At 73.4% G+C, this 18,624-nt stretch carries 17 protein-coding genes; 9 read left to right on the forward strand and 8 right to left on the reverse strand.

Going from position 1 to position 18,624, the window contains the following annotated elements:
• Positions 1–14: 14 nt before the first annotated feature.
• From GA0070624_RS36745 to GA0070624_RS05125, 4 genes are all read left to right on the forward strand, one after another.
• Complete coding sequence (locus tag GA0070624_RS36745) at positions 15–911, forward strand: hypothetical protein (protein ID WP_425413491.1); 897 nt, start codon at positions 15–17, stop codon at positions 909–911.
• A complete protein-coding gene (locus tag GA0070624_RS05115) occupies positions 908–1,717 on the forward strand; it encodes an SDR family NAD(P)-dependent oxidoreductase (RefSeq protein ID WP_091337085.1) in 810 nt (269 codons plus the stop codon). The genes GA0070624_RS36745 and GA0070624_RS05115 overlap by 4 nt, the downstream gene beginning before the upstream one ends.
• Positions 1,718–1,883: 166 nt before the next feature.
• Positions 1,884–2,423 carry an orotate phosphoribosyltransferase gene (pyrE, locus tag GA0070624_RS05120; protein ID WP_091337087.1) on the forward strand — a complete coding sequence of 180 codons (540 nt, stop codon included), beginning with the start codon at positions 1,884–1,886 and terminating at the stop codon, positions 2,421–2,423.
• A 57-nt stretch (positions 2,424–2,480) separates the two neighbouring features.
• Positions 2,481–2,858, forward strand: a complete 378-nt coding sequence (locus tag GA0070624_RS05125; RefSeq protein WP_007454255.1) for an ArsR/SmtB family transcription factor — start codon at positions 2,481–2,483, stop codon at positions 2,856–2,858.
• A gap of 177 nt (positions 2,859–3,035) precedes the next feature.
• Here the strand turns inward: GA0070624_RS05125 and GA0070624_RS05130 are convergent, their stop codons facing one another.
• The 4 genes from GA0070624_RS05130 to GA0070624_RS05145 form a co-directional block, all read right to left on the reverse strand.
• Entirely contained in the window at positions 3,036–3,842 is an 807-nt protein-coding gene (locus tag GA0070624_RS05130) for a DedA family protein (protein WP_176731599.1), read from the reverse strand.
• Positions 3,843–3,893: 51 nt separating this feature from the next.
• Entirely contained in the window at positions 3,894–6,410 is a 2,517-nt protein-coding gene (locus GA0070624_RS05135) for a polynucleotide kinase-phosphatase (RefSeq protein ID WP_091337091.1), read from the reverse strand.
• Complete coding sequence (locus GA0070624_RS05140) at positions 6,407–7,843, reverse strand: 3' terminal RNA ribose 2'-O-methyltransferase Hen1 (RefSeq protein ID WP_091337093.1); 1,437 nt, start codon at positions 7,841–7,843, stop codon at positions 6,407–6,409. The genes GA0070624_RS05135 and GA0070624_RS05140 overlap by 4 nt, the downstream gene beginning before the upstream one ends.
• A gap of 186 nt (positions 7,844–8,029) precedes the next feature.
• Entirely contained in the window at positions 8,030–9,613 is a 1,584-nt protein-coding gene (locus GA0070624_RS05145; RefSeq protein WP_091337095.1) for an LPXTG cell wall anchor domain-containing protein, read from the reverse strand.
• Positions 9,614–9,790: 177 nt separating this feature from the next.
• Here GA0070624_RS05145 and GA0070624_RS05150 point away from each other — a divergent pair, with 177 nt between their 5' ends.
• Both GA0070624_RS05150 and GA0070624_RS05155 read left to right on the forward strand, forming a co-directional pair.
• Complete coding sequence (locus GA0070624_RS05150; protein ID WP_091337096.1) at positions 9,791–10,276, forward strand: SigE family RNA polymerase sigma factor; 486 nt, start codon at positions 9,791–9,793, stop codon at positions 10,274–10,276.
• Positions 10,273–11,331: an LCP family protein gene (locus GA0070624_RS05155; RefSeq protein ID WP_091337098.1), complete on the forward strand. Its 1,059-nt coding sequence runs from the start codon at positions 10,273–10,275 to the stop codon at positions 11,329–11,331. The genes GA0070624_RS05150 and GA0070624_RS05155 overlap by 4 nt, the downstream gene beginning before the upstream one ends.
• A gap of 36 nt (positions 11,332–11,367) precedes the next feature.
• Here GA0070624_RS05155 and GA0070624_RS05160 read toward each other — a convergent pair whose 3' ends face one another.
• Positions 11,368–11,580 carry a hypothetical protein gene (locus GA0070624_RS05160; protein ID WP_091337100.1) on the reverse strand — a complete coding sequence of 71 codons (213 nt, stop codon included), beginning with the start codon at positions 11,578–11,580 and terminating at the stop codon, positions 11,368–11,370.
• Positions 11,581–11,761: 181 nt separating this feature from the next.
• Here GA0070624_RS05160 and GA0070624_RS05165 point away from each other — a divergent pair, with 181 nt between their 5' ends.
• Positions 11,762–12,145, forward strand: a complete 384-nt coding sequence (locus GA0070624_RS05165; RefSeq protein ID WP_091337102.1) for a phage holin family protein — start codon at positions 11,762–11,764, stop codon at positions 12,143–12,145.
• Between the two features lie 144 nt (positions 12,146–12,289).
• Positions 12,290–13,315, forward strand: a complete 1,026-nt coding sequence (gene fbaA / locus GA0070624_RS05175; protein WP_091337106.1) for a class II fructose-bisphosphate aldolase — start codon at positions 12,290–12,292, stop codon at positions 13,313–13,315.
• 63 nt (positions 13,316–13,378) lie between these two features.
• On the opposite strand, the gene GA0070624_RS05180 is transcribed toward fbaA, so the two are convergent.
• Entirely contained in the window at positions 13,379–14,596 is a 1,218-nt protein-coding gene (locus GA0070624_RS05180; RefSeq protein WP_091337107.1) for an LOG family protein, read from the reverse strand.
• Positions 14,597–14,848: 252 nt separating this feature from the next.
• On the opposite strand from GA0070624_RS05180, the gene GA0070624_RS05185 reads away from it, so the two are divergent.
• Complete coding sequence (locus GA0070624_RS05185) at positions 14,849–15,277, forward strand: DUF3151 domain-containing protein (protein ID WP_091337109.1); 429 nt, start codon at positions 14,849–14,851, stop codon at positions 15,275–15,277.
• A gap of 51 nt (positions 15,278–15,328) precedes the next feature.
• On the opposite strand, the gene GA0070624_RS05190 is transcribed toward GA0070624_RS05185, so the two are convergent.
• Together GA0070624_RS05190 and GA0070624_RS05195 are read right to left on the reverse strand one after the other, a co-directional pair.
• Positions 15,329–17,032 (reverse strand): MinD/ParA family ATP-binding protein, encoded by a 1,704-nt coding sequence (locus GA0070624_RS05190; protein ID WP_425413492.1) that lies wholly within the window; start codon positions 17,030–17,032, stop codon positions 15,329–15,331.
• A 481-nt stretch (positions 17,033–17,513) separates the two neighbouring features.
• A complete protein-coding gene (locus GA0070624_RS05195; protein ID WP_091337113.1) occupies positions 17,514–18,509 on the reverse strand; it encodes a diacylglycerol kinase family protein in 996 nt (331 codons plus the stop codon).
• Positions 18,510–18,624: the final 115 nt, after the last annotated feature.

The raw sequence follows: 18,624 nt of genomic DNA on the forward strand, positions 1-18,624 counted from the left end.
CGGAGGGATCTGTCGTGTCGTACCTCGATCAGGCGCCGGCACGTCGTCCCGCGGCGGTCGTCTCGGCGGCGGCGGTGCTGGTGCTGATGGCGATCGGTGCCGGGGCGTACGCCGTCACCGGCCTGCTCACCCTGGGCGGCACTGTGGACCGCTTCCGGTCGGTGGCCCGCGGGACCGGAGCCGGTGGCCGCGAGGTCGACGGGGTGGTGGCGCTGCTGCGCGCCTCCACCGTGCTGTCGGCGGTGGTTACCGTGCTGGTCGGGCTGCTGCTCGTCGGTCTCGCCCTGGGCCTGCTCGCGGGCCGCCCCGGGGCGCGGGTGACGACCTGGGTGGTCTGCGGGCTGGGGCTGCTCTGCGGCTGCTGTGGGCTGGCGGTGCTGGTCGGGCAGCGGTCCACACCGCTGCGGCCGGGCGCCGACGAGGCGGTCACCGCCGACCTGCTCGCGCTGCTCGCCGACGCGTACCCGACCTGGTGGATCCCGCTGAACGCGGTCCTGTCGGTGGCGCAGATCCTCGGCTACCTGGTGGTCGCCGCGCTGCTCGCCCTGCCCGCGGCGAAGGCCTTCTTCCACCGCCGGACGGCACCGCCGATGCCGCCGGCCGGCCCGACCCTGCCGAGCTACGGACCGGCATCGACCGCGCCGAGCTACGGCCCCACGTCGGCTCCGCCGACCTACGGCCCCACGTCGGCTCCGCCGACCTACGGCCCCACGTCGGCTCCGCCGACCTACGGCCCCACGTCGGCTCCGCCGACCTACGGCCCCACGTCGGCTCCGCCGACCTACGGCCCCACGCCGACCCCGCCGACCTACGGGCCGCCCTCCGGCCCGCCCGCGCCGGGGACGGCGCCCACCCCTCCGCCCGCGTCGGCGCCACCCGGCCCGACGCCGCCCCCTGAGGACCGCCCGTGACGTCCGACCAGCATCCCTCCGTACGACGGGCCCTGATCACCGGCGCCAGCTCCGGGATCGGGGCCGCCTTCGCCAGCCGGCTCGCCGCCGACGGATGGCACCTCGTCCTGGTCGCCCGGGACCTCGCCCGGCTCGACGCCACCGCCGCCGAGCTGACCGGCCGGTACGGCCGCGAGGTCGAGACGATCTCGGCGGATCTGTCCACCGACGACGGCTGCGCGACGGTGGAACGGCGGCTCACCACGGGCACGCCGATCGAGCTGCTGGTCAACAACGCGGGGATCAGCCTCAACACGCCCTTCCTGCGGTCGGCGGTCGAGGACGAGGCCCGGCTGCTGCGGCTGAACGTGCTCGCGGTGATGCGGCTGACCCACGCGGCCCTCGGCCCGATGACCGCGCGACGCAGCGGGACAGTGATAAATATCTCTTCGGTGGCCGGTTTCGGCGTGGTCATGCCCGGGTCGACGTACTCGGCCAGCAAGGCGTGGGTGACGAATTTCAGTGAATCGATCGGTCAGTCGGTGGCCCCGCTCGGGGTGCGGGTGATGGCGCTCTGCCCCGGCTACACCCGCACGGGCTACCACGAGCGGGCCGGCATCGACATGTCGTCCACGCCCCGGTGGATGTGGCTCAAGGCCGACGACGTGGTCGACGAAGGACTGCGTGACCTGGGAAAAGGCAAGCTGGTCAGCGTGCCGACGTGGAAGTACAAGCTGGCCGTGGCGGGCCTGCGGCACGCGCCGCGGCGGCTGCTGCGCGGGGTCTCCCGGGACACCCGGGGCCGGGTAGGTCGGGACGACCGCTGACCGTCGGCGGACCGGACGGCTGTCCCGTCGGCGGGATATGACGGGGTCGATCCGGATGGACGGTTGCGAAGGGTAGTCGGATATCGCCAGCCGTCGGTCGCCCGCAGGGCTGACCCGGGTGGACCCCGCATCCGGCTCCCAGACTTGCGCAGTACCCTCTATCGCCATGGAGGCCCACGACGACCTGCGTAAATTCGTTACCGACCTGGCGGTGGTCCATGGCCGGGTGGTGCTCTCCTCGGGTCGCGAGGCGGACTGGTACGTCGATCTGCGTCGCGTCACGCTCCATCACCGGGCGGCGCCCTTGGTCGGCCGGGTGCTGCTCGACCTCACCGCCGACTGGGAGTACGACGCCGTCGGTGGCCTGACCCTGGGCGCCGATCCGGTCGCCCTCTCGATGCTGCACGCGGCCTCCGCGGCCGATCGGCCGCTGGACGCTTTCGTGGTCCGCAAGGCGGGCAAGGCGCACGGCCTGCAGCGCCGCATCGAAGGGCCGGACGTCGCGGGGCGCCGGGTGCTGGCGGTCGAGGACACGTCGACCACGGGCGGCAGCGTGCTGACCGCCGTCGAGGCGCTGCGCGAGGCCGGGGCGGAGGTGGTGGGTGTGGCGGTTATTGTTGATCGAGGCGCCGGCGACGCGGTGCGAGCCGCCGGACTGCCGTATCGGGCGGCCTATACGTTGGCTGACCTCGGCCTTGTGGCGTAAAAGTTTGCCGATTCGGATCTGCTGATATGCAGGCGGATCGATGCTGCTGGTGGAAGGATGGAATACGTGGGAACTGCGTTGGCTGAAATGACCATGCCTCAGATCTCGCCGCTTGCCGGCGAGCCGATCGAACGTGCCGATGCCGAGCGGCTCGCGGGGGTGCTGAAGGCCCTCGCGGATCCCGCCCGGCTGCGGCTGCTCAGCCTGATCCAGTCGGCCCCCGAGGGCGAGGCGTGCGTGTGTGACCTGACCGCGCCGCTCGGCCTCTCGCAGCCGACGGTCAGCCACCACCTGCGTATCCTCACCGAGGCCGGCTTGCTGGAGCGGGAGAAGCGCGGGGTATGGGCGTACTACCGGCTGGTGCCGAGCGCGATCGCGACGATCGCGGATCTGCTGACCCCGCCGCGCAAGCGGGCCACCAAGAAGGCTCGCTGACACCGAACGTGTCCGACGTCCCGATGCCCCTGCGCATCGGGGCGGCGTCGGGTGGCGTGCCAGGGGTGGCGCCACCGGACGGTGACGGCTGCCGTCTTCCGTACCACCCGCAGATCGACAGGTCATACGCCGATGGCCGGCCCCCTGAGAGGGGGTCGGCCATCGGCGTATGTGGGATCAGCGGCCCTGCTGGCCGCGGCGCCGGAGGTCGTCGTCCTCGAGGGCGTCCCGGACCGCGTCGACCGCGCCCGCCGCGCTGGACGCGGCGACCACCGCGACCGCCTCGCCGCGCTTGCGCGCCCGCCGGTCGCGGAGAAACTCGAAGACGATCGGCAGCACCGAGATCAGGATGATCAGCGCGACCACCGGCAGGATGTACCGGTCGATCTTGTCGCCGATCGCGTTGTAGATCTGGTCGGCGAGCAGGTAGCCGATCAGCAGGATGCCGTCCACCCATAGGATCGCGCCGACGATGTTCCAGAGCAGGAACTGCCGGGCCGGCATGCCGAGCACCCCGGCGACCGGGTTGAGGAACGTGCGGACGATCGGGATGAACCGGGCCAGCACCACGGCCTTGGCCGGGCCGAACTTCTGGAAGTAGTACTCGGCCTTCTCCACGTACTCCCGCTTGAACAGGCGGGAGTTGGGGCGGTCGAACATGCGGCGGCCGTACCGGGCTCCGAGCCAGTGCCCGAGCTGGGCCCCGACGATCGCGCAGAGCGGCCCGCCGATCAGCAGGCCGGCCAGCGAGAGCCGGGTGCCGCTGCCGAAGATGGCGTCCGCCACCGGCGACGCGGCCACGCCGGCCAGGAACAGCAGCGAGTCGCCCGGGAAGAAGAAGCCGACCAGCAGGCCGGTCTCGGCGAACAGGATCACCCAGACGCCGACCAGCCCGAAGGTGTGAATCAGGTCCTTCGGGTCGAGCGGATTCAGGGCGACGCTCTCGGAGACGATCCGGGTCTTCTCTGCTGTGTCCACGGCCACAAAGGGTACCGAAGCCCGGTCCGGCGTCGCGCCGGACCGGGCCAGGACGGTTCAGAGGCGGGGGTCGACCGGCTCCGACTCGCAGGCGAGGATGGCGAAGACCAACTCGTGGCGGCGCCAGAGCGGGGCGTCCTCCGCCAGGGCCTGGAGGGCGGCCAGGCCGAGGGCGTGCTCGCGCAGGGCCAGGCCGCGCTTGCGGCCCAGCGACCGGCGGCGCAGGGCGGCGAGCTGCCCCGGCCCGGTGTAGCCGGGACCGTAGATGATCCGCAGGTACTCCCGGCCCCGGCACTTGATCCCGGGCTGGAGCAGCGACCCCTTCGGCGACCGGGCGGCCAGGCCCGCGTACGGCTTGACCACCATGCCTTCCCCACCCGTGGCGGTGAGCGTCAGCCACCAGTCGGTCGTCGCCGCCACCGCCGCGGCGTCGGTCAGGTCGACCACCCGCCGCCGGGTCGACGTGAAGAACTCCGGGTCGGCGGCGCAGAGCCGGTCAGCCAGGTCGAGGTGCCAGCCGTGGTCCCGGTCCGCGTAGCTCGCCCCGGCCCCGGCCAGCACCGCGAACGGCGCGAGGGTCACTCCGCGCAGCCCCTCGGTCGGCCCGACGTACGCCCGGTACGCCGCCGAGTACGCCTCGACCTCCGCCGCCCGGTCGGCCATCCGGCCGCGCAGCTCGCCCACCGGCAGGCCCCGACCAGCCGCCGCGTCCAGCGTGGCGAGCACCGCGGGCAGCGCGGCGCGGCCGGCCGCGCCGACGCCCGCGTACTGCTCGCGGATCAGCCCGCCCGCCTTCGCCGACCAGGGCAGCAGCTCGCAGTCGAGCAGCAGCCAGTCCGTCTCCAGCTCGGCCCAGAGGCCGGCGGTGGTCACCGCCGCCCGAACCCGCTCCAGCAGCTCGTCGTCGAGCGGCGGACCGAAGAACGGCCGGCCGGTGCGGGTGTGCACCACCCCGCCGCCGAACCGTCCGGGCTCCCGCTCGACCAGCACCACGGCCCGCGAGCCCATGTGCTTCTCCTCGCAGACCACCCGGTCGACCCCCGCCGCCCGGTAGTCGGCGAACGCCTGCGCCGGGTGCTCCAGGAAGCCGTCGACGGTCGAGGTCGAGCAGGGCGCCATGGTCGGCGGCAGCCAGACCAGCCGACCCGGGTCGACCGCGAACCGGCTCATCACCTCCAGCGCCGCGGCGGCGTTCTCCGCCGGCACGGTCAGCGAGCCGTACGCGTGCTCGACGTGCCGGCGACCGGTGACGTCGGCCAGGTCCAGCACGGTGTCCGGGCGGGCCGGCGTGGGGGGGACCAGCGGGCGGGCCGGGGCGTACCACTCCTTGACCGCCGGGACCGAGACCAGCTCCTTCTCCGGGTAGCGCAGGGCCGTCAGCTTCCCACCGAAGACGCAGCCGGTGTCGACGCAGATGGTGTTGTTCACCCACTCCGGCTCCGGGTTGGGGGTGTGCCCGTACACGACCATGGCCCGGCCCCGGTAGTCGCCCGCCCACGGGTAACGGACCGGCAGGCCGTACTCGTCGGCCTCGCCGGTCGTCTCCCCGAAGAGCGCGAATGCGCGGACCCGGCCGGACGCGCGGCCCTGGTACTCCTCCTTCAGCCCGGCGTGCGCGACCACCAGCCGGCCGCCGTCCAGCACGAAGTGGCTGACCAGGCCGTCGACGAACGCCGCGACCTCCGCGACGAAGCTCTCCGGCTCCGCCGCCAGCTGGGCCATCGTCTCGGCCAGGCCGTGGGTGAGCCGCACGTCCCGGCCGCGCAGCTTGGGCAGCAGCTTCTGCTCGTGGTTGCCCGGCACGCAGATCGCGTGCTCGGCCGCCACCATGCCCATCACCAGGCGGAGCACCCCGGGCGAGTCCGGGCCGCGGTCCACCAGGTCACCCACGAAGACCGCGGTACGACCAGCCGGGTGCGCCGCGTCCACCGGGCGGCCCGCGTCGTCGCGGCGCAGCTCGTAGCCGAGCCGGAGCAGCAGCGCCTCCAGCTCCTCGCGGCAGCCGTGCACGTCACCGACGATGTCGAACGGCCCGGTCAGCTCCCGCCGGTCGTTGTAGAGCCGCTCGTACCGGATCTCGGCGGCGTCGATCTCCTCGACGCCGCGCAGCACGTGCACCTTGCGGAAGCCCTCCCGGGCCAGCTGCCCGTACGTCCGCCGCAGGTCACGCTGCATCCGGGTGAGCACCTGCCGGCCGAAGGTCCGGTCGGCCCGCGCCCCGGTACGCTCCCAGGCCAGCGCCTCCGGCACGTCCAGCACGATCGCCACCGGCAGCACGTCGTGCTCCCGGGCCACCTTCACCAGCGCCGCCCGGGCGTGCGGCTGAAGATTGGTCGCGTCCACCACGGTGAGCCGCCCGGCGCGCAGCCGCTTGCCGGCGGCGTAGTGCAGCACGTCGAACGCGTCGGCTGAGGCTGACTGGTCGTTCTCGTCGTCGGCGACCATCGCCCGGAAGTCGTCCGAGGAGAGCACCTGGCTGGGGAGGAAGTGCCGCCGGGCGAAGGTGGACTTGCCCGAACCGGAGACGCCGACCAGCGCCACCAGGGCGAGTTCAGGGATGTCGAGAATGCTCATCGGGTGCTCTCCTCCTTCCTGCTCAGCACGGCCATCTGGGTGGGGGTTCCCACCTCGGGGTCGTCGTCGCCGATCCCGCTGATGGTGGCGGTGTAGCCGTACGCGGCGGTGACCCGGTCGACCCAGTCGGCGAACTCGGCCCGGGTCCACTCGAAACGGTGGTCGGCGTGCCGGAACCGGCCCGCGCCCAGCCCCTCGTAGCGGACGTTGTACTCGGCGTTCGGGGTGGTCACCACCACCGTGCCCGGTCGGGCGTGACCGAGGACGGCGTCCTCCAGCGCCGGCAGCCGCGGCGGGTCCACGTGCTCGATGACCTCCATCAGCACCGCCGCGTCGGACCCGCGCAGCCGGTCGTCCCGGTAGGTCAGCGCGGACTGCCACAGCCGGATCCGGTCGCGCTGCCGCTCCGGGAGCCGGTCCAGCCGCAGCCGGCGGGCGGCCAGGGTCAGCGCGTGGGTGGAGACGTCGGTGCCGACGATCTCGGTGTACCGCCGGTCGGCGACCAGCGCGGTGAGCAGGGCGCCGCCGCCGCAGCCCAGGTCCAGCACCCGGGTGGCGCCGCTGGCCGCCAGCGCGGCGAGCACCGCCTCCCGCCGCCGTACGGCCAGCGAGGCGCGCGGAGGCGGCGCGATCTGGTCCTCGTCGGGCATGCTGTCGTCGGCCGGGGGCTCGTCGGCCAGGCGCAGCTCGGCGAGGCGGGCCAGGGCCTGACCGGCCAGGGCACGCCGGTGCGCCAGGTAGCGGCGGGTGATCAGGGTCCGCTCCGGGTGGTCGGCGAGCCAGCCGGCGCCAGCCCGGAGCAGCTTCTCGATCTCGTCCGGCGCCACCCAGTAGTGCTTGGCGTCGTCCAGCACGGGCAGCAGGACGTACAGGTGGTTGAGCGCCTCGGCGACCCGCAGCGTGCCAGTCAGCGTCAGGTCCACGTACCGGCTGTCGCCCCACGCCGGGTACGCCTCGTCCAGCGGGATCGGGGTGGCCGTCACCGTCCAGCCGAGCGGGGCGAAGACCCGGACAGCCAGCTCGGCACCGCCCCGGCAGCGCAGCACCGGCACCCGGATCTCCAGGGGGATCGCCGTGGCGGCCAGCTCCGGGCGATCCCGGGACTCGCCGCGCAGCGCCGACCGGAACACCTTGGCCAGCGCCGAGGAGAGCAGGCTGGACGCGGCGTACGGCCGGTCGTTGACGTACTGGCCGAGGGTGAAGCTGTCCGGGGTGGCCGCCTGGGCCTTTCCGCGACCGCGCCCGCCGCCCAGCCGCAGCGGGTCGACCTCGACCAGCAGGGCCGCCGTGCACCGCTGGTCATCCGCCTCGGGGTAGAGCACGTGCGCGGTGCCGGCCGGCAGGTCGAAGCTCTGCAGCCGGTCCGGGTGCTTGACGAGAAGGTGGCCGAGGTCGGTCGCGGGGCGGTGGGTCGTGGTCAGGGTGAGCAGCACTCGTCGATGGTCTCAGGGTTGTCGATCTTGTGTCGTCCCGGTTTCGTCCTAGTCGCGCTGAGGCTTCCGAATGGCCTGGTGGGGTGGCGCTTCGGAGCGGGGTGTGCTTCGGGTGCCCCGGGAACGACGATGCCCCGCCGACCGGGGGTCGGCGGGGCACCGGTGTTGCTGAGTGGTGTGCGGGTGTCAGGCGACGAAGTGGGTGCGGCGGCGGCGGGCCACCAGGTAGCCGCCGGCGCCAGCGAGCAACAGCAGGCCGCCGATGCCGGCGATCAGGCCGGTGGAGCTACCGGTGAGCGGCAGGGTGCCGCCGTCACCGTCACCGTCACCGTCACCGTCGCCGCCGCCGTTGCCGGCGGCCGCGTTGACCAGGATCTGCGCGGTGTCGTTGGCCGGGTTCAGGTCCTTGAGCAGAGTCTCGTCCGGGCCACCGTGCACCAGCTCGACCTTGCCGGCGAGACTGCCGGCCTTGTCGATGCGGAGGGAGAACGGGAACTGCGCCTTCTTGCCCTTGCCGATCACCTCCGGCAGGAAGCAGGCGTAGACCGAGGCACCGGGCTTACCCGGGTCCTCCCCGAACTCGCCCTCGGCGTCCACGCAGGACTCCGGTGCCTTGACCGCCGTGGTGCCCTTGGGCACGGTCACCAGCGCCAGCGTGTAGATGCCGTTCTCGCCACCGGCGTTGATGGCCGCGGGGCCGTTGTTGGTGAAGCCGACCGTGACCGGGACGGTGGCACCGACCGAGGCATCCACCGTGGCACCGCTGGCCGCCACGTCGGCCTTCTGGTTGCCCTTGACCGTCAGCTCGATCATGGTCTCGTTGTTGGTCGGGTCGACGTCGGTCTGCCCCATCGCGCGGGCCAGAGCCGGAGCGGGAGCGGACGGCGTGAGCTGCAGGACGCCCTCGTCGCCCTTCGCGCTCTTGCCGAAGTCGGGCACCTGCGACCGGAAAGCCTGCCAGTCCGCGGGGGTCATCCAGATCGCGAAGCCGTGGTCGGTGTTCGGCGCCCAGGCGTCACCGGGGATGGCGAAGCCGAACGAGTCGTCCAGCTTCGCGCTGCCGTCGGCCGCCACTGTGGCGTCGAGGGTGCACGCGTAGGCGTAGGTGTCGAAGTTGTCCTCGAAGTACTCGCAGTTCTCGTACCGCTTGGCTGGAGCGAGTGCGTAAGAGCCGAAGAAGAACAGCACGGCACCCTTGGCGTCGGTCTTGCCCTGGTTACCCACCGCAAGCGGCGACTTCACCGTGCTGCCCGGGGTGCCGGTCAACTGAACGAAGGGCTCCGAGGTCAGGTCGACCCCTTCGCCCACGGTGACGGTGGAGCGGTAGCTGGCGCTCCCGGCGTTGGGAGTGGTGACGGTGAACGCGAGCTGGCCCTCCTGCCCGGCCTTGGCTCCGTCCCGCGGCAGCACCGTGAGGGAGAGCAGGTCCAGGTCCGGCTCCCCGTCGTTCTTGACGGTGCAGGTCAGGATGGCGTCCGCCGGGGTGCAACCGTCCGGCGCCTGCACGTCGGCGAAGCCGTCGACGGCGCTCCGGTCCACCTTGACCGTGTAGTCGGTGAACGGCTCGTCCACCAGCGAGTAGAGCGAAATCCACTTCTCCGGTCCGCCCGGAGCCACGATGACGTCGTTCGCGTACAGCGCGAAGCCCTCGGCCCCCTTTGCGTCCGCGATGGTGGGGTCGGCTGCGAGGGCGGGGGTGGCGGAGGCGGCGACGAACGCGCCTGCGACGCCCAACCCGGCGAGCCAGCGCCGGGTGGAGTTTTTGAGCATGTGGGGGTTCCTCCCGTGAAATTTCAGGTGGAGCCCGTGGAGCTTAAAGAACCCTTAACTCTCTCCGCAGCCCTGGCCGGCTGGTCGGCTCGCTGAACCGGCTGAAAGGTTGAGCTCGGACGATGCAATCTTCCGCAGTGCCGTACCCGTCAACAGGGCGGGACACCGGGAGGTGCAGTGACGTACGAGGAGTTCGCCGACTCGCGGCTGGGCGCCCTGCTGCGGTACGCGGTCATGCTGACCGGGGATCCGCACCAGGCGCAGGACCTGGTGCAGGACACCATGGTGCGGGTCCAGCTGAACTGGCGCCGCGTGGCGCGGACCGACTCCCCGGAGCGGTACGTCCGCCGGATGCTCACCAACCAGTACGTCGACTGGCGGCGCGGCTCGTGGGCCCGCCGGGTGCTGCTGCGCGGCGAGCCGGACGAGGCGGTGCCGGCGCCGACCGACCACGCCCAGTCCGCGGTGGACCGGGACCAGATCTGGTCCTGGCTCTCGCGGCTGCCTCGCCGCCAGCGGGCCACGCTGGTGCTGCGGTACTACGAGGACCTGCCGGACGCCGAGATCGCCGAGATCCTCGGCTGCGCCGTCGGCACCGTCCGCTCCTGCATCTCGCGCGCCCTGGCCACCCTCCGAGCCGAGTACGTGGAGGTCTGCTCATGATCGAGGACGAGCTGCGGGCCGCCTTCGCCCGGCACGAGCCGCTGACCCCGCCCACCGGGCCGGTCCGGGCCGCCATCGAGCGGACCGTGGTCCGCCGCCGGCGTCGCCGCTTCCGCCTGCGGCTCGGCGGTACGGCGTTGGCGCTGGTCGCCGCCGCCCTGGCCGGGTTCACCGCGGTCGCGCCGCGGCAGCCGGAGACCCCGAACCTGCTCGGTGAGCCGGCACCGCCGACGCCCACCGGCGCGCTGAACGTGCTGCTGCTCGGCGTCGACGCCGCCGGCCCCGACGAAACCCGGCGGGCCGACTCCATCCTGCTCGTGCACGTTCCGGCGGACCGGAGCCGGCTCTACCTCGTTTCCCTCCCGCGTGACCTGCTGGTGCCGATTCCCGGGCACGGGGAGGACAAGCTCAACCACGCCTTCGCCTACGGCGCCACATCGGCGAATCCCGAGCTGGTCCGTGGCTACGACCTCACCCGGCAGGTGGTCGCCCAGTTCACCGGCATACGGATCGACGCGGGTGCGGTACTGACCTACCGGGCGACGCGGGAACTCACCGACGCGGTCGACGGCGTGCCGGTCTGCCTGCCGGCCAGCATCCGCTCGCACCACACCCTGCGGGTCTACCCCGCCGGCTGCCAGCAGCTCGACGGCGCCGCCGCAGTGGACGTGCTCCGGCAGCGCTTCGACATGCCCGACGGCGGCCTGGACCGCGACCGTAACGCGGAGCGGTACGCGGCCGGGCTGCTCCGCCGGCTCCAGGAGCGGGACGGGCTGACGGATCCCGTGCTGGTCTCGAAGCTGATCGGTCAGGCCGGCTCCGGCCTGGTGACCGACACCGGCGACACGTCCCTGCCGGCGCTGATCTCGGCGGCCAGGAAGGCGGCCGTCGCCGAGCCGGTCCCGCTCGGGCTGCCGGTCCGGTATGTGGAGGAACGCCCGTACGGATTCCGGCTCGACCCCAAGCTGGCCCCCGGATTCCTCGACGCGCTCCGGACCGACCGGCTCGGGGAGTGGAGCGCCGCTCACCCCGATCAGGTCACCAGGCTGCGCTGACGCGGGAGGGGCCACCCCGTGGCCCCTCCCGCCAGGTCAGCGGTAGTCGTCCTCGTCGGCGACGACCACCCGGGCCTGCTCCACCGCGTCCCAGTCGTCGACCTCGAAGCCACGCTGCGGCTCGAAGTCGCCGTCGCCCGGGGCTGCCACCAGCGCCTGCTCGACCGCGTCGGCCGGCTCCGCCTCCAGGTCCCGCTCCTCCGGAGCGAGGTGGTCGCTGGGGGCGAAGTCCTCGTCGGGCTGACCCATCGTCCCTCCCTGGATCTCGGTGCGGACAGCTACCCACACACCGTACGGGCTGTGCCCCCTCCCCGCTCGGAGCCGGGCCGAACCGCGCCGCCGCCCGCCGCTCCGCTCACACGTCGCCTGCCGCGGCGCAGAGTCGGCGGATTGTCACTCCGGGTGGGGCCTACGGTGCCAGGATGATGCCGTGGGCTTCCTGATCCGACTGGTGATCACCGCGATCGCGCTGTGGATCACGACCCTGATCGTGCCCGGGGTCGAAGTGACCGGGCGGTCGACGGCGGACACGGTGCTCACCCTAGTCGTGGTGGCCCTCATCTTCGGCGTGGTGAACGCGGTCCTCAAGCCGGTCATCAAGGTGTTCGGCTGCGTGTTCTACCTGCTCACCCTGGGCCTCTTCGCGCTCGTGGTGAACGCGCTGCTGTTCCTGCTGACCGACCGGATCGCCCGGGGCCTGGACCTGCCGTTCCGGGTGGACGGCTTCTGGGCCGCCTTCTGGGGCGCGATCGTGGTGGCGGTGGTCAGCTGGCTGATCAGCGTCGCCCTGCCGGACAGACTGGAGGCGCGGTGAGTAAAGGCGGTGGCCTTGTCCCGGGTCGGTTGTGCCCGCCGCCACCAACTACGGGATACTTCCGGCGGTGGACAGCGCGGTCCGGCGCAGCCATGGAAGACAGCGGCCAGCATGGCCGAGAGCGGTAAGTAAGGAGCGTTTGACATGCCCATCGCTTCCCCCGACGCCTACGCGGAGATGCTGGACCGCGCCAAGGCCGGTCACTTCGCGTACCCCGCGATCAACGTGACCTCCTCCCAGACGCTGAACGCGGCGCTGAAGGGCTTCGCCGACGCGGAGAGCGACGGCATCATCCAGGTCTCCACCGGTGGCGCCGAGTACCTCTCCGGCCCGTCCGTGAAGGACATGGTCACCGGCGCGACCGCGTTCGCCCTGTACGCCCGTGAGGTGGCGAAGAACTACCCGGTCAACATCGCCCTGCACACCGACCACTGCCCGAAGGACAAGCTGGACAAGTTCGTCCGGCCGCTGATGAAGATCTCCCAGGAGCGGGTGCAGCGCGGCGAGGAGCCGCTGTTCCAGTCGCACATGTGGGACGGCTCGGCCGTGCCGGTGCCGGAGAACCTGGAGATCGCCGCTGAGCTGCTGGACGAGGCCGCCAAGGCCGCCGTCGTGCTCGAGATCGAGGTTGGCGTGGTCGGCGGCGAGGAGGACGGCGTCGAGAACGCGATCAACGAGAAGCTCTACACCACCGTCGAGGACGGCCTGGCCATGGTCGACGCGCTGGGCCTCGGCGAGAAGGGCCGCTACATGGCGGCGCTGACCTTCGGCAACGTGCACGGCGTCTACAAGCCGGGCAACGTCAAGCTCCGCCCCGAGGTGCTCAACCACATCCAGATGGCGGTCGGCGCCAAGCACAACAAGGAGAAGCCGCTCAGCCTGGTCTTCCACGGCGGCTCCGGCTCGCTGCTCTCCGAGATCCGGGAGGCGCTGGACTACGGCGTGGTGAAGATGAACATCGACACCGACACCCAGTACTGCTTCACCCGGCCGGTGGCGGACCACATGTTCCGCAACTACGACGGTGTGCTCAAGGTCGACGGCGAGGTCGGCAACAAGAAGATGTACGACCCGCGGGTCTGGGGCAAGGCCGCCGAGGCCGGCATGGCCGCCCGGGTCGTGGAGGCCTGCGAGGCGCTGCGCTCCACCGGCACCAGGATGAGCAAGTAGTCCACCGGCACGTCCCGACGGCCGGCTCCCCGTGCGGGAGCCGGCCGTCGCGTTCCCGGCCGGTCAGGCCGTCGCGGTCAGCACCCGGACCGCCTCCCGGACGTCGTCGGTGAGGTGCACGGTGGTGGCGAGGTCGCCGAACGGGGACGCCGCGAGGAGTGGCCGCAGCAGCGACTCGATCGGCAGCTCTGTCGTCCAGTACGTCCGGTCCAGGAAGACGTACGCGCCGCTGGCGCCGTCGGTGCCGTAGTAGGTCTTGGTGGCCGCCTGGAACACCTCCTGCACCGTCCCCGCCCGGCCCGGCGCGAAGACGATCCCGCCCCGGGCCAGCCGGAGGATGGTGTCCTCCCGGATCGCGTTGGAGAAGTACTTGGCGATCCGTCCGGCGAAGAGGTTCGCCGGTTCGTGCCCGTACAGCCAGGTGGGGATGGCGAGACCGCCCGAGCGCGCCCACTCGGTGCCGGTCGCGGCGGGGCGCTGGGCAGGCAGGGTCGGCCCGGGCGCGTACCGCTGCCGGACCGCCAGCGCGGCGGCCGTGTAGCGGTCGTGGTCGGTGAAGTCCGGGGCGGTGGCGAGCAGGTCGATCGCACCGGTCAGCTCCTCCGCCGGCCAGGCCGACAGGAACGCGCCGAGGTTGGCCGCCTCCATCACGCCGGGACCGCCGCCGGTCACCACCAGCCGGTCGGCCCGGGCCAGCTCCCAGCCCAGCACCGCCGCCATCCGGTACGCGGCGCTGCCGCGCGGCACGGCGTGCCCGCCCATCACCCCGACCACGGACTGTGGGCCGTGTTCCGCCAGCCAGGACCGGGTGGCGTCGACCAGGGCGTTGTCCACCCCGTGGTCGTGCAGCCGCTGGCCGAGCGCCTCGCGGACGTCCGGCAGCGCGCCGCCGTGCGCGCGGAAGTGCTCGTACACCCGGGTGTCGTACATGCCGGCGAAGCCGGCGTCGGCGAAGCCGGCCGCCAGGTCGTCCGGGGTGTAGAGGTGGGACGGCTGGGTCGAGTAGGGCAGCCCGGAGAAGGGCGGCACCACGTTCGCGCCGCGGCGGACCAGGTCGGCGCCGACCTCGCGGTTGGTGAACCGGCAGCCCACGAAGAGGGTGCCGGCGACCTCGACGCCGGTCAGGTCGGGCACCGGATGGAGGTCGAGGCGTAGCCCCTGCACGGTCAGCCCGGCGAGGCTGCCGGTCGCCAGCCGCCCGTCGAACTCGGCCCGGGTCTCGATCTCGTCAACGCTGGTGTCGTGCGGCTCGATGACGTCCGCGGGAGGTGGGGTCGGCACCAGATCATCCTGCCCCTGGGCGGCAAATCGGCCAAACCCGGCCGGGAGGGTGCCGTAACGGGCAGGAGCCCGGCGACGTGGCCGCCGGGCTCCTGCGTAACCGGGTCCTGGGGAGGCTCCGGACCATTAGTTGTAATGGAGAACATCGCCGGGCGGCATGGACCGCAGGCGTGACGAAAGCCTCAACCGTTCGGCCGACCAGGTCGCCCGACTCCCTCGCGCGCCCGCGGGCGAAGCGGGTTGAATGGGGCGATGCAGAACCTGTTGCCTGAGCCACCGGCCACCCTCCTGCCCGCGAACGAGGAGGCCGACGCCGCCCTGGCGGCCGCCGCCCAGCAGGACACCGACGAGGCGTACGCCGATGTCGCCGCCCGCTTCCCGGCCTACAGCGCGGCCTGGGCCGCGCTGGCCGCCCGGGCGTTCGCCGCGGGTCAGGTCATCCCCGCGTACGCCTACGCGCGCACCGGGTATCACCGGGGCCTGGACCAGCTGCGCCGCAGCGGCTGGAAGGGGCACGGCCCGGTGCCCTGGTCGCACAAGCCCAACCGGGGCTTCCTGCGCTGCCTCTACCTGCTCTCCCGGGCCGCCGGCGAGATCGGCGAGGCGGACGAGGCGGCGCGCTGCGCCCAGTTCCTGCGCGACTGCGACCCGGCCGCCGGCGACGCCCTGGCCAGCCACTGACCCGCTCCGACGGCCGGTCCGGCCGCTGGTCGGGCCGGCCGTCGTGCGTGGTCAGAGTCCTTCGGCGACCGCGGCGGCGATCTTCAGCCAGGCGTCCCGGGTGGCCGAGGAGAGCTGGCCGTAGCGAATCGGCTCGCCGGTGTCGATCAGTCGCTCGTACGGCGCGAGCAGCACCGCCCGGGTGCGGGCGGCGAAGTGCTGCTGGATCGCCGGCAGGTCGATCTCCTTGCGGGACGGCGGCATCGACACCACCGTCACCGCCTGCCGGACCAGTCGCTGCCGGCCGCTCTGCTCCAGGTGGTCGAGCATCCGGGCGGCGGTCTCGGCCGAGTCGTTCCGGCCCGACATGGTGACCACCAGTTGGTCGGTGGCGTCCATCGCGGCCTGCCAGTTCTGCGCCCGCACGTTGTTCCCGGTGTCCACGAAGATCAGCTTGTAGAAGCGGCTGACCACCTCGCGGATCTCGCCGAACGCCGCCGCGGTGAGCATCTCCCCGCCGGTGGCCGACTCGTCCGAGGCGAGCACGTCGAACATCCCCTCGCCCTGCGAGCGGACGTACTGCGACTGGTCGCCGACCCGGCCGTGCGCACCCTGGAACTGGCCCAGGTCGCGCAGCAGGTCCCGGACCGTACGGGAGTGGAAGTCCTGCTGGGCCCGCATCCCCAGGGTGCCCTGGGTCTCGTTGTTGTCCCAGGCCAGCACGTATCCGCCGCGCTTCTGCCCGAACGTCATGGCCAGCAGCAGGATGGCCACGGTCTTGCCCGCGCCGCCCTTCGGGTTCACCACGGTCACCTGGCGTAGTCCGCCGAAGTTGCGGCGGACCATCTCGATGTCCCGCCTGAGCTCCTGCTCGTGCCGCCCGGGGGCGAGCCGGACCAGGCCGAGCCGGTTCACCACCGCCCGGACGCCCATGGTGGCCACCGGATCGACCGGCTTGGCCTGGCGGCGCCGGGCGAACTCCTCGGCGGTCGGGGTGGCACGGGCCTCCGGCGCCCAGCCCGGGTCCGGGTGGGTGGGCGCTGGCTGCGGCGGCACCGGGCTGACCCCGGGCGGTGGCTGCTGCCAGCCCGGAGTGGTCCCGGGCGGCGCCTGCTGCGGTCCCGGCGCGCCCTGCTGGGGCCAGGGTGGGGGGTACCAGCCGGTGACCGGCGGCACCGGATCCACCGCCTGCGGGTGTTGTGGCATGACCGGTGGCTGCGTTCCCAGCGGCGGTGGGCCGTACGGCGGCGGGTAACCGCCTCCGTCGTACGGCGGCGTCGGCGGGTGCACCGGTGTCCCGGGCGCGGGCGGGAACGGACCGAGCCGCGGCGGAGCGGCCTCCGCCCCGCCCGGCGCCCGCTCGAGCGGGGCCCGGTGCTCGTCGCCCGCTCTCTCCGCCGGCCCGCCGGGGGCGGAAGCGACGTCCGGGCCGCCCGGGTCGCCGACGTGGGTGGGGGCGGCGGCCGGGATGGTGGTCACCGATCCCGGTTCGGCTGCCTCGGTTCCGGCGGTCGGGACGGTACCGGTGCTCGTCGGCCGCTGTGGCGGTTGCGCCCAGGGCGAGCCGCCCGGGCTGCGACCGGTCGCCCCGGCCGGGGTCGCCACCGCCTGGTCAAGGGTGAACGGCAGGTCGAGGTCCACCGGCCCCGCCGGCTGTCCCGCCCGGCGCTCGTGCACGGGTGTACCCGGCGTGATCGGTGGCTCGGGCACCGGCGGGCCGGGCTGGGCCGGCGGTTCGGGCGCGGGTGGACCCGGCGGGGTCGGCGGCTCCGGCACCGGCGGTCCCGGCCTGATCGGCGGTTCGGGCACGGCGGGCGGTGGCGGGGTCGGCGGCCCGGGCACGGGAGGGCCGGGTGTGATCGGCGGTTCGGGCACGGGGGGACCCGACGGGATCGGCGGTTCCGGCGCGGGCACGGGCCTACCCGGCGGGGGCGGCGGTTCCGGCTCGGGTGGAACAGGCGGGATCGGCGGCTCCGGCGCGGGCGGGCCGGGCGTGCTCGGCGGCTGGGGCGGCGCCGCGGCGGCGAAAGCCCATCCGTTCCCGGTCAGCGGGGGTGGGGCGGCCCACGGCGGGCCCGGGGCGGCGGGGTCGGTCGGATCGGGTGGCCAGAGCGGTTCGATGTCCCGCTCGGGCGCCGGTTGTTGGCCCGGCACGTGGGCCGGGTCGGCGTTCTCGTGCACGACGCTTCCTCCCCATTCCTCCCGCCGAGGATAGGCCGTCCGGTTTCCGCCGGCGGCCACTCCGCGGATCGAGGGGTCAGGCCGTCCAGACCGCCCAGGCGCCGGGCTCGATCCACCAGGACCGCTTCCGGCCCAGCTCCCCCTCGACGCCGTCGTCGAGGAAGGGCACCTTCGGGTCGCGCGGAACGACGGCGACGGCCCGACCCCGGGCCCGGCGTACCTCCAGGCGTACCCGCTTCCTGCCGAACGCCGAGCGGGTGACCACGGGAACCGCCACCGCCACCTCGACCCGGCCGTCGGTCGGGTCCGGGTCGGCCAGCAGCGCCACGTCGTCGAGGCGCGCGTACCCGCCGGCGTTGCCGATCGCGCAGGCCAGCAGCGGGTCGTCGCCGGCGGAGAGGACCACGTCGTCCACCTCGACCCGGCCCCGCCAGTGCAGCGGCCGGCCGGCGTCGTCGGCGGCGCCGAGCAGCACGCCGTCGAGGGTCACCGAGCCGCCGTCGTTGCGCAGCAGGTCGAGCCGGTGGGCGGTGCCGTCCAGCACGGCCGCGGCCACCGCCGCCGGGTCGCGGGGCAGCCCGAGCTGGGCCGCCAGGTCACGGTGGGTGGTGCTGCGCGCCGGGTCCAGCGGGAGTACGCCGATCGGCGGCAGGTCCGGCACCGTCCGGTTGCCGGGCAGGTCCTCGGGGCGGCGGCTGGGCGGTGGGGCGTACCGGCGGACCAGCCGGCGCAGGACGGCGCGCAACTGTCCGTCACTGGCGGTGGCCACCACGAGCCGGGTCTTGGAATCGGGATCGGGCCAGGTGAGGCCGTCCGGGCGGGGCGGGCCGTCGAGTCGGGCCAGCACCTCGTCGATCTCGGCGTCGGAACGGGCGGTGACCGTCTCCACCCGCGCGCCCCGGCCGGTCAGCGCGTCCGCGCAGGCCAGCACCGGTACCCGCGGCGTCTCGCAGCGCTCCTCGGTCTCCGGGCCGTCCGCCGAGGCGCCGCCGCAGCAGGATCCGCCGCTGCCGCAGCCTCCACCGGGAGCGTCCCGCGCCGAGCCGAGGGTGAGCAGCACCACGTCGTACACGGGTAGAGCCTCCTGCCTCTCGCCGCGACCCCTGCCAGCCGCGCCGTCACTACTTGTTAGCCTGACACCCCGGGCTCGCCAACCGGTCGCCACCTGGCACCCGAGCCTTCTGGAG

This window comes from Micromonospora rhizosphaerae (genome assembly GCF_900091465.1).
Lineage (GTDB): Bacteria > Actinomycetota > Actinomycetes > Mycobacteriales > Micromonosporaceae > Micromonospora > Micromonospora rhizosphaerae.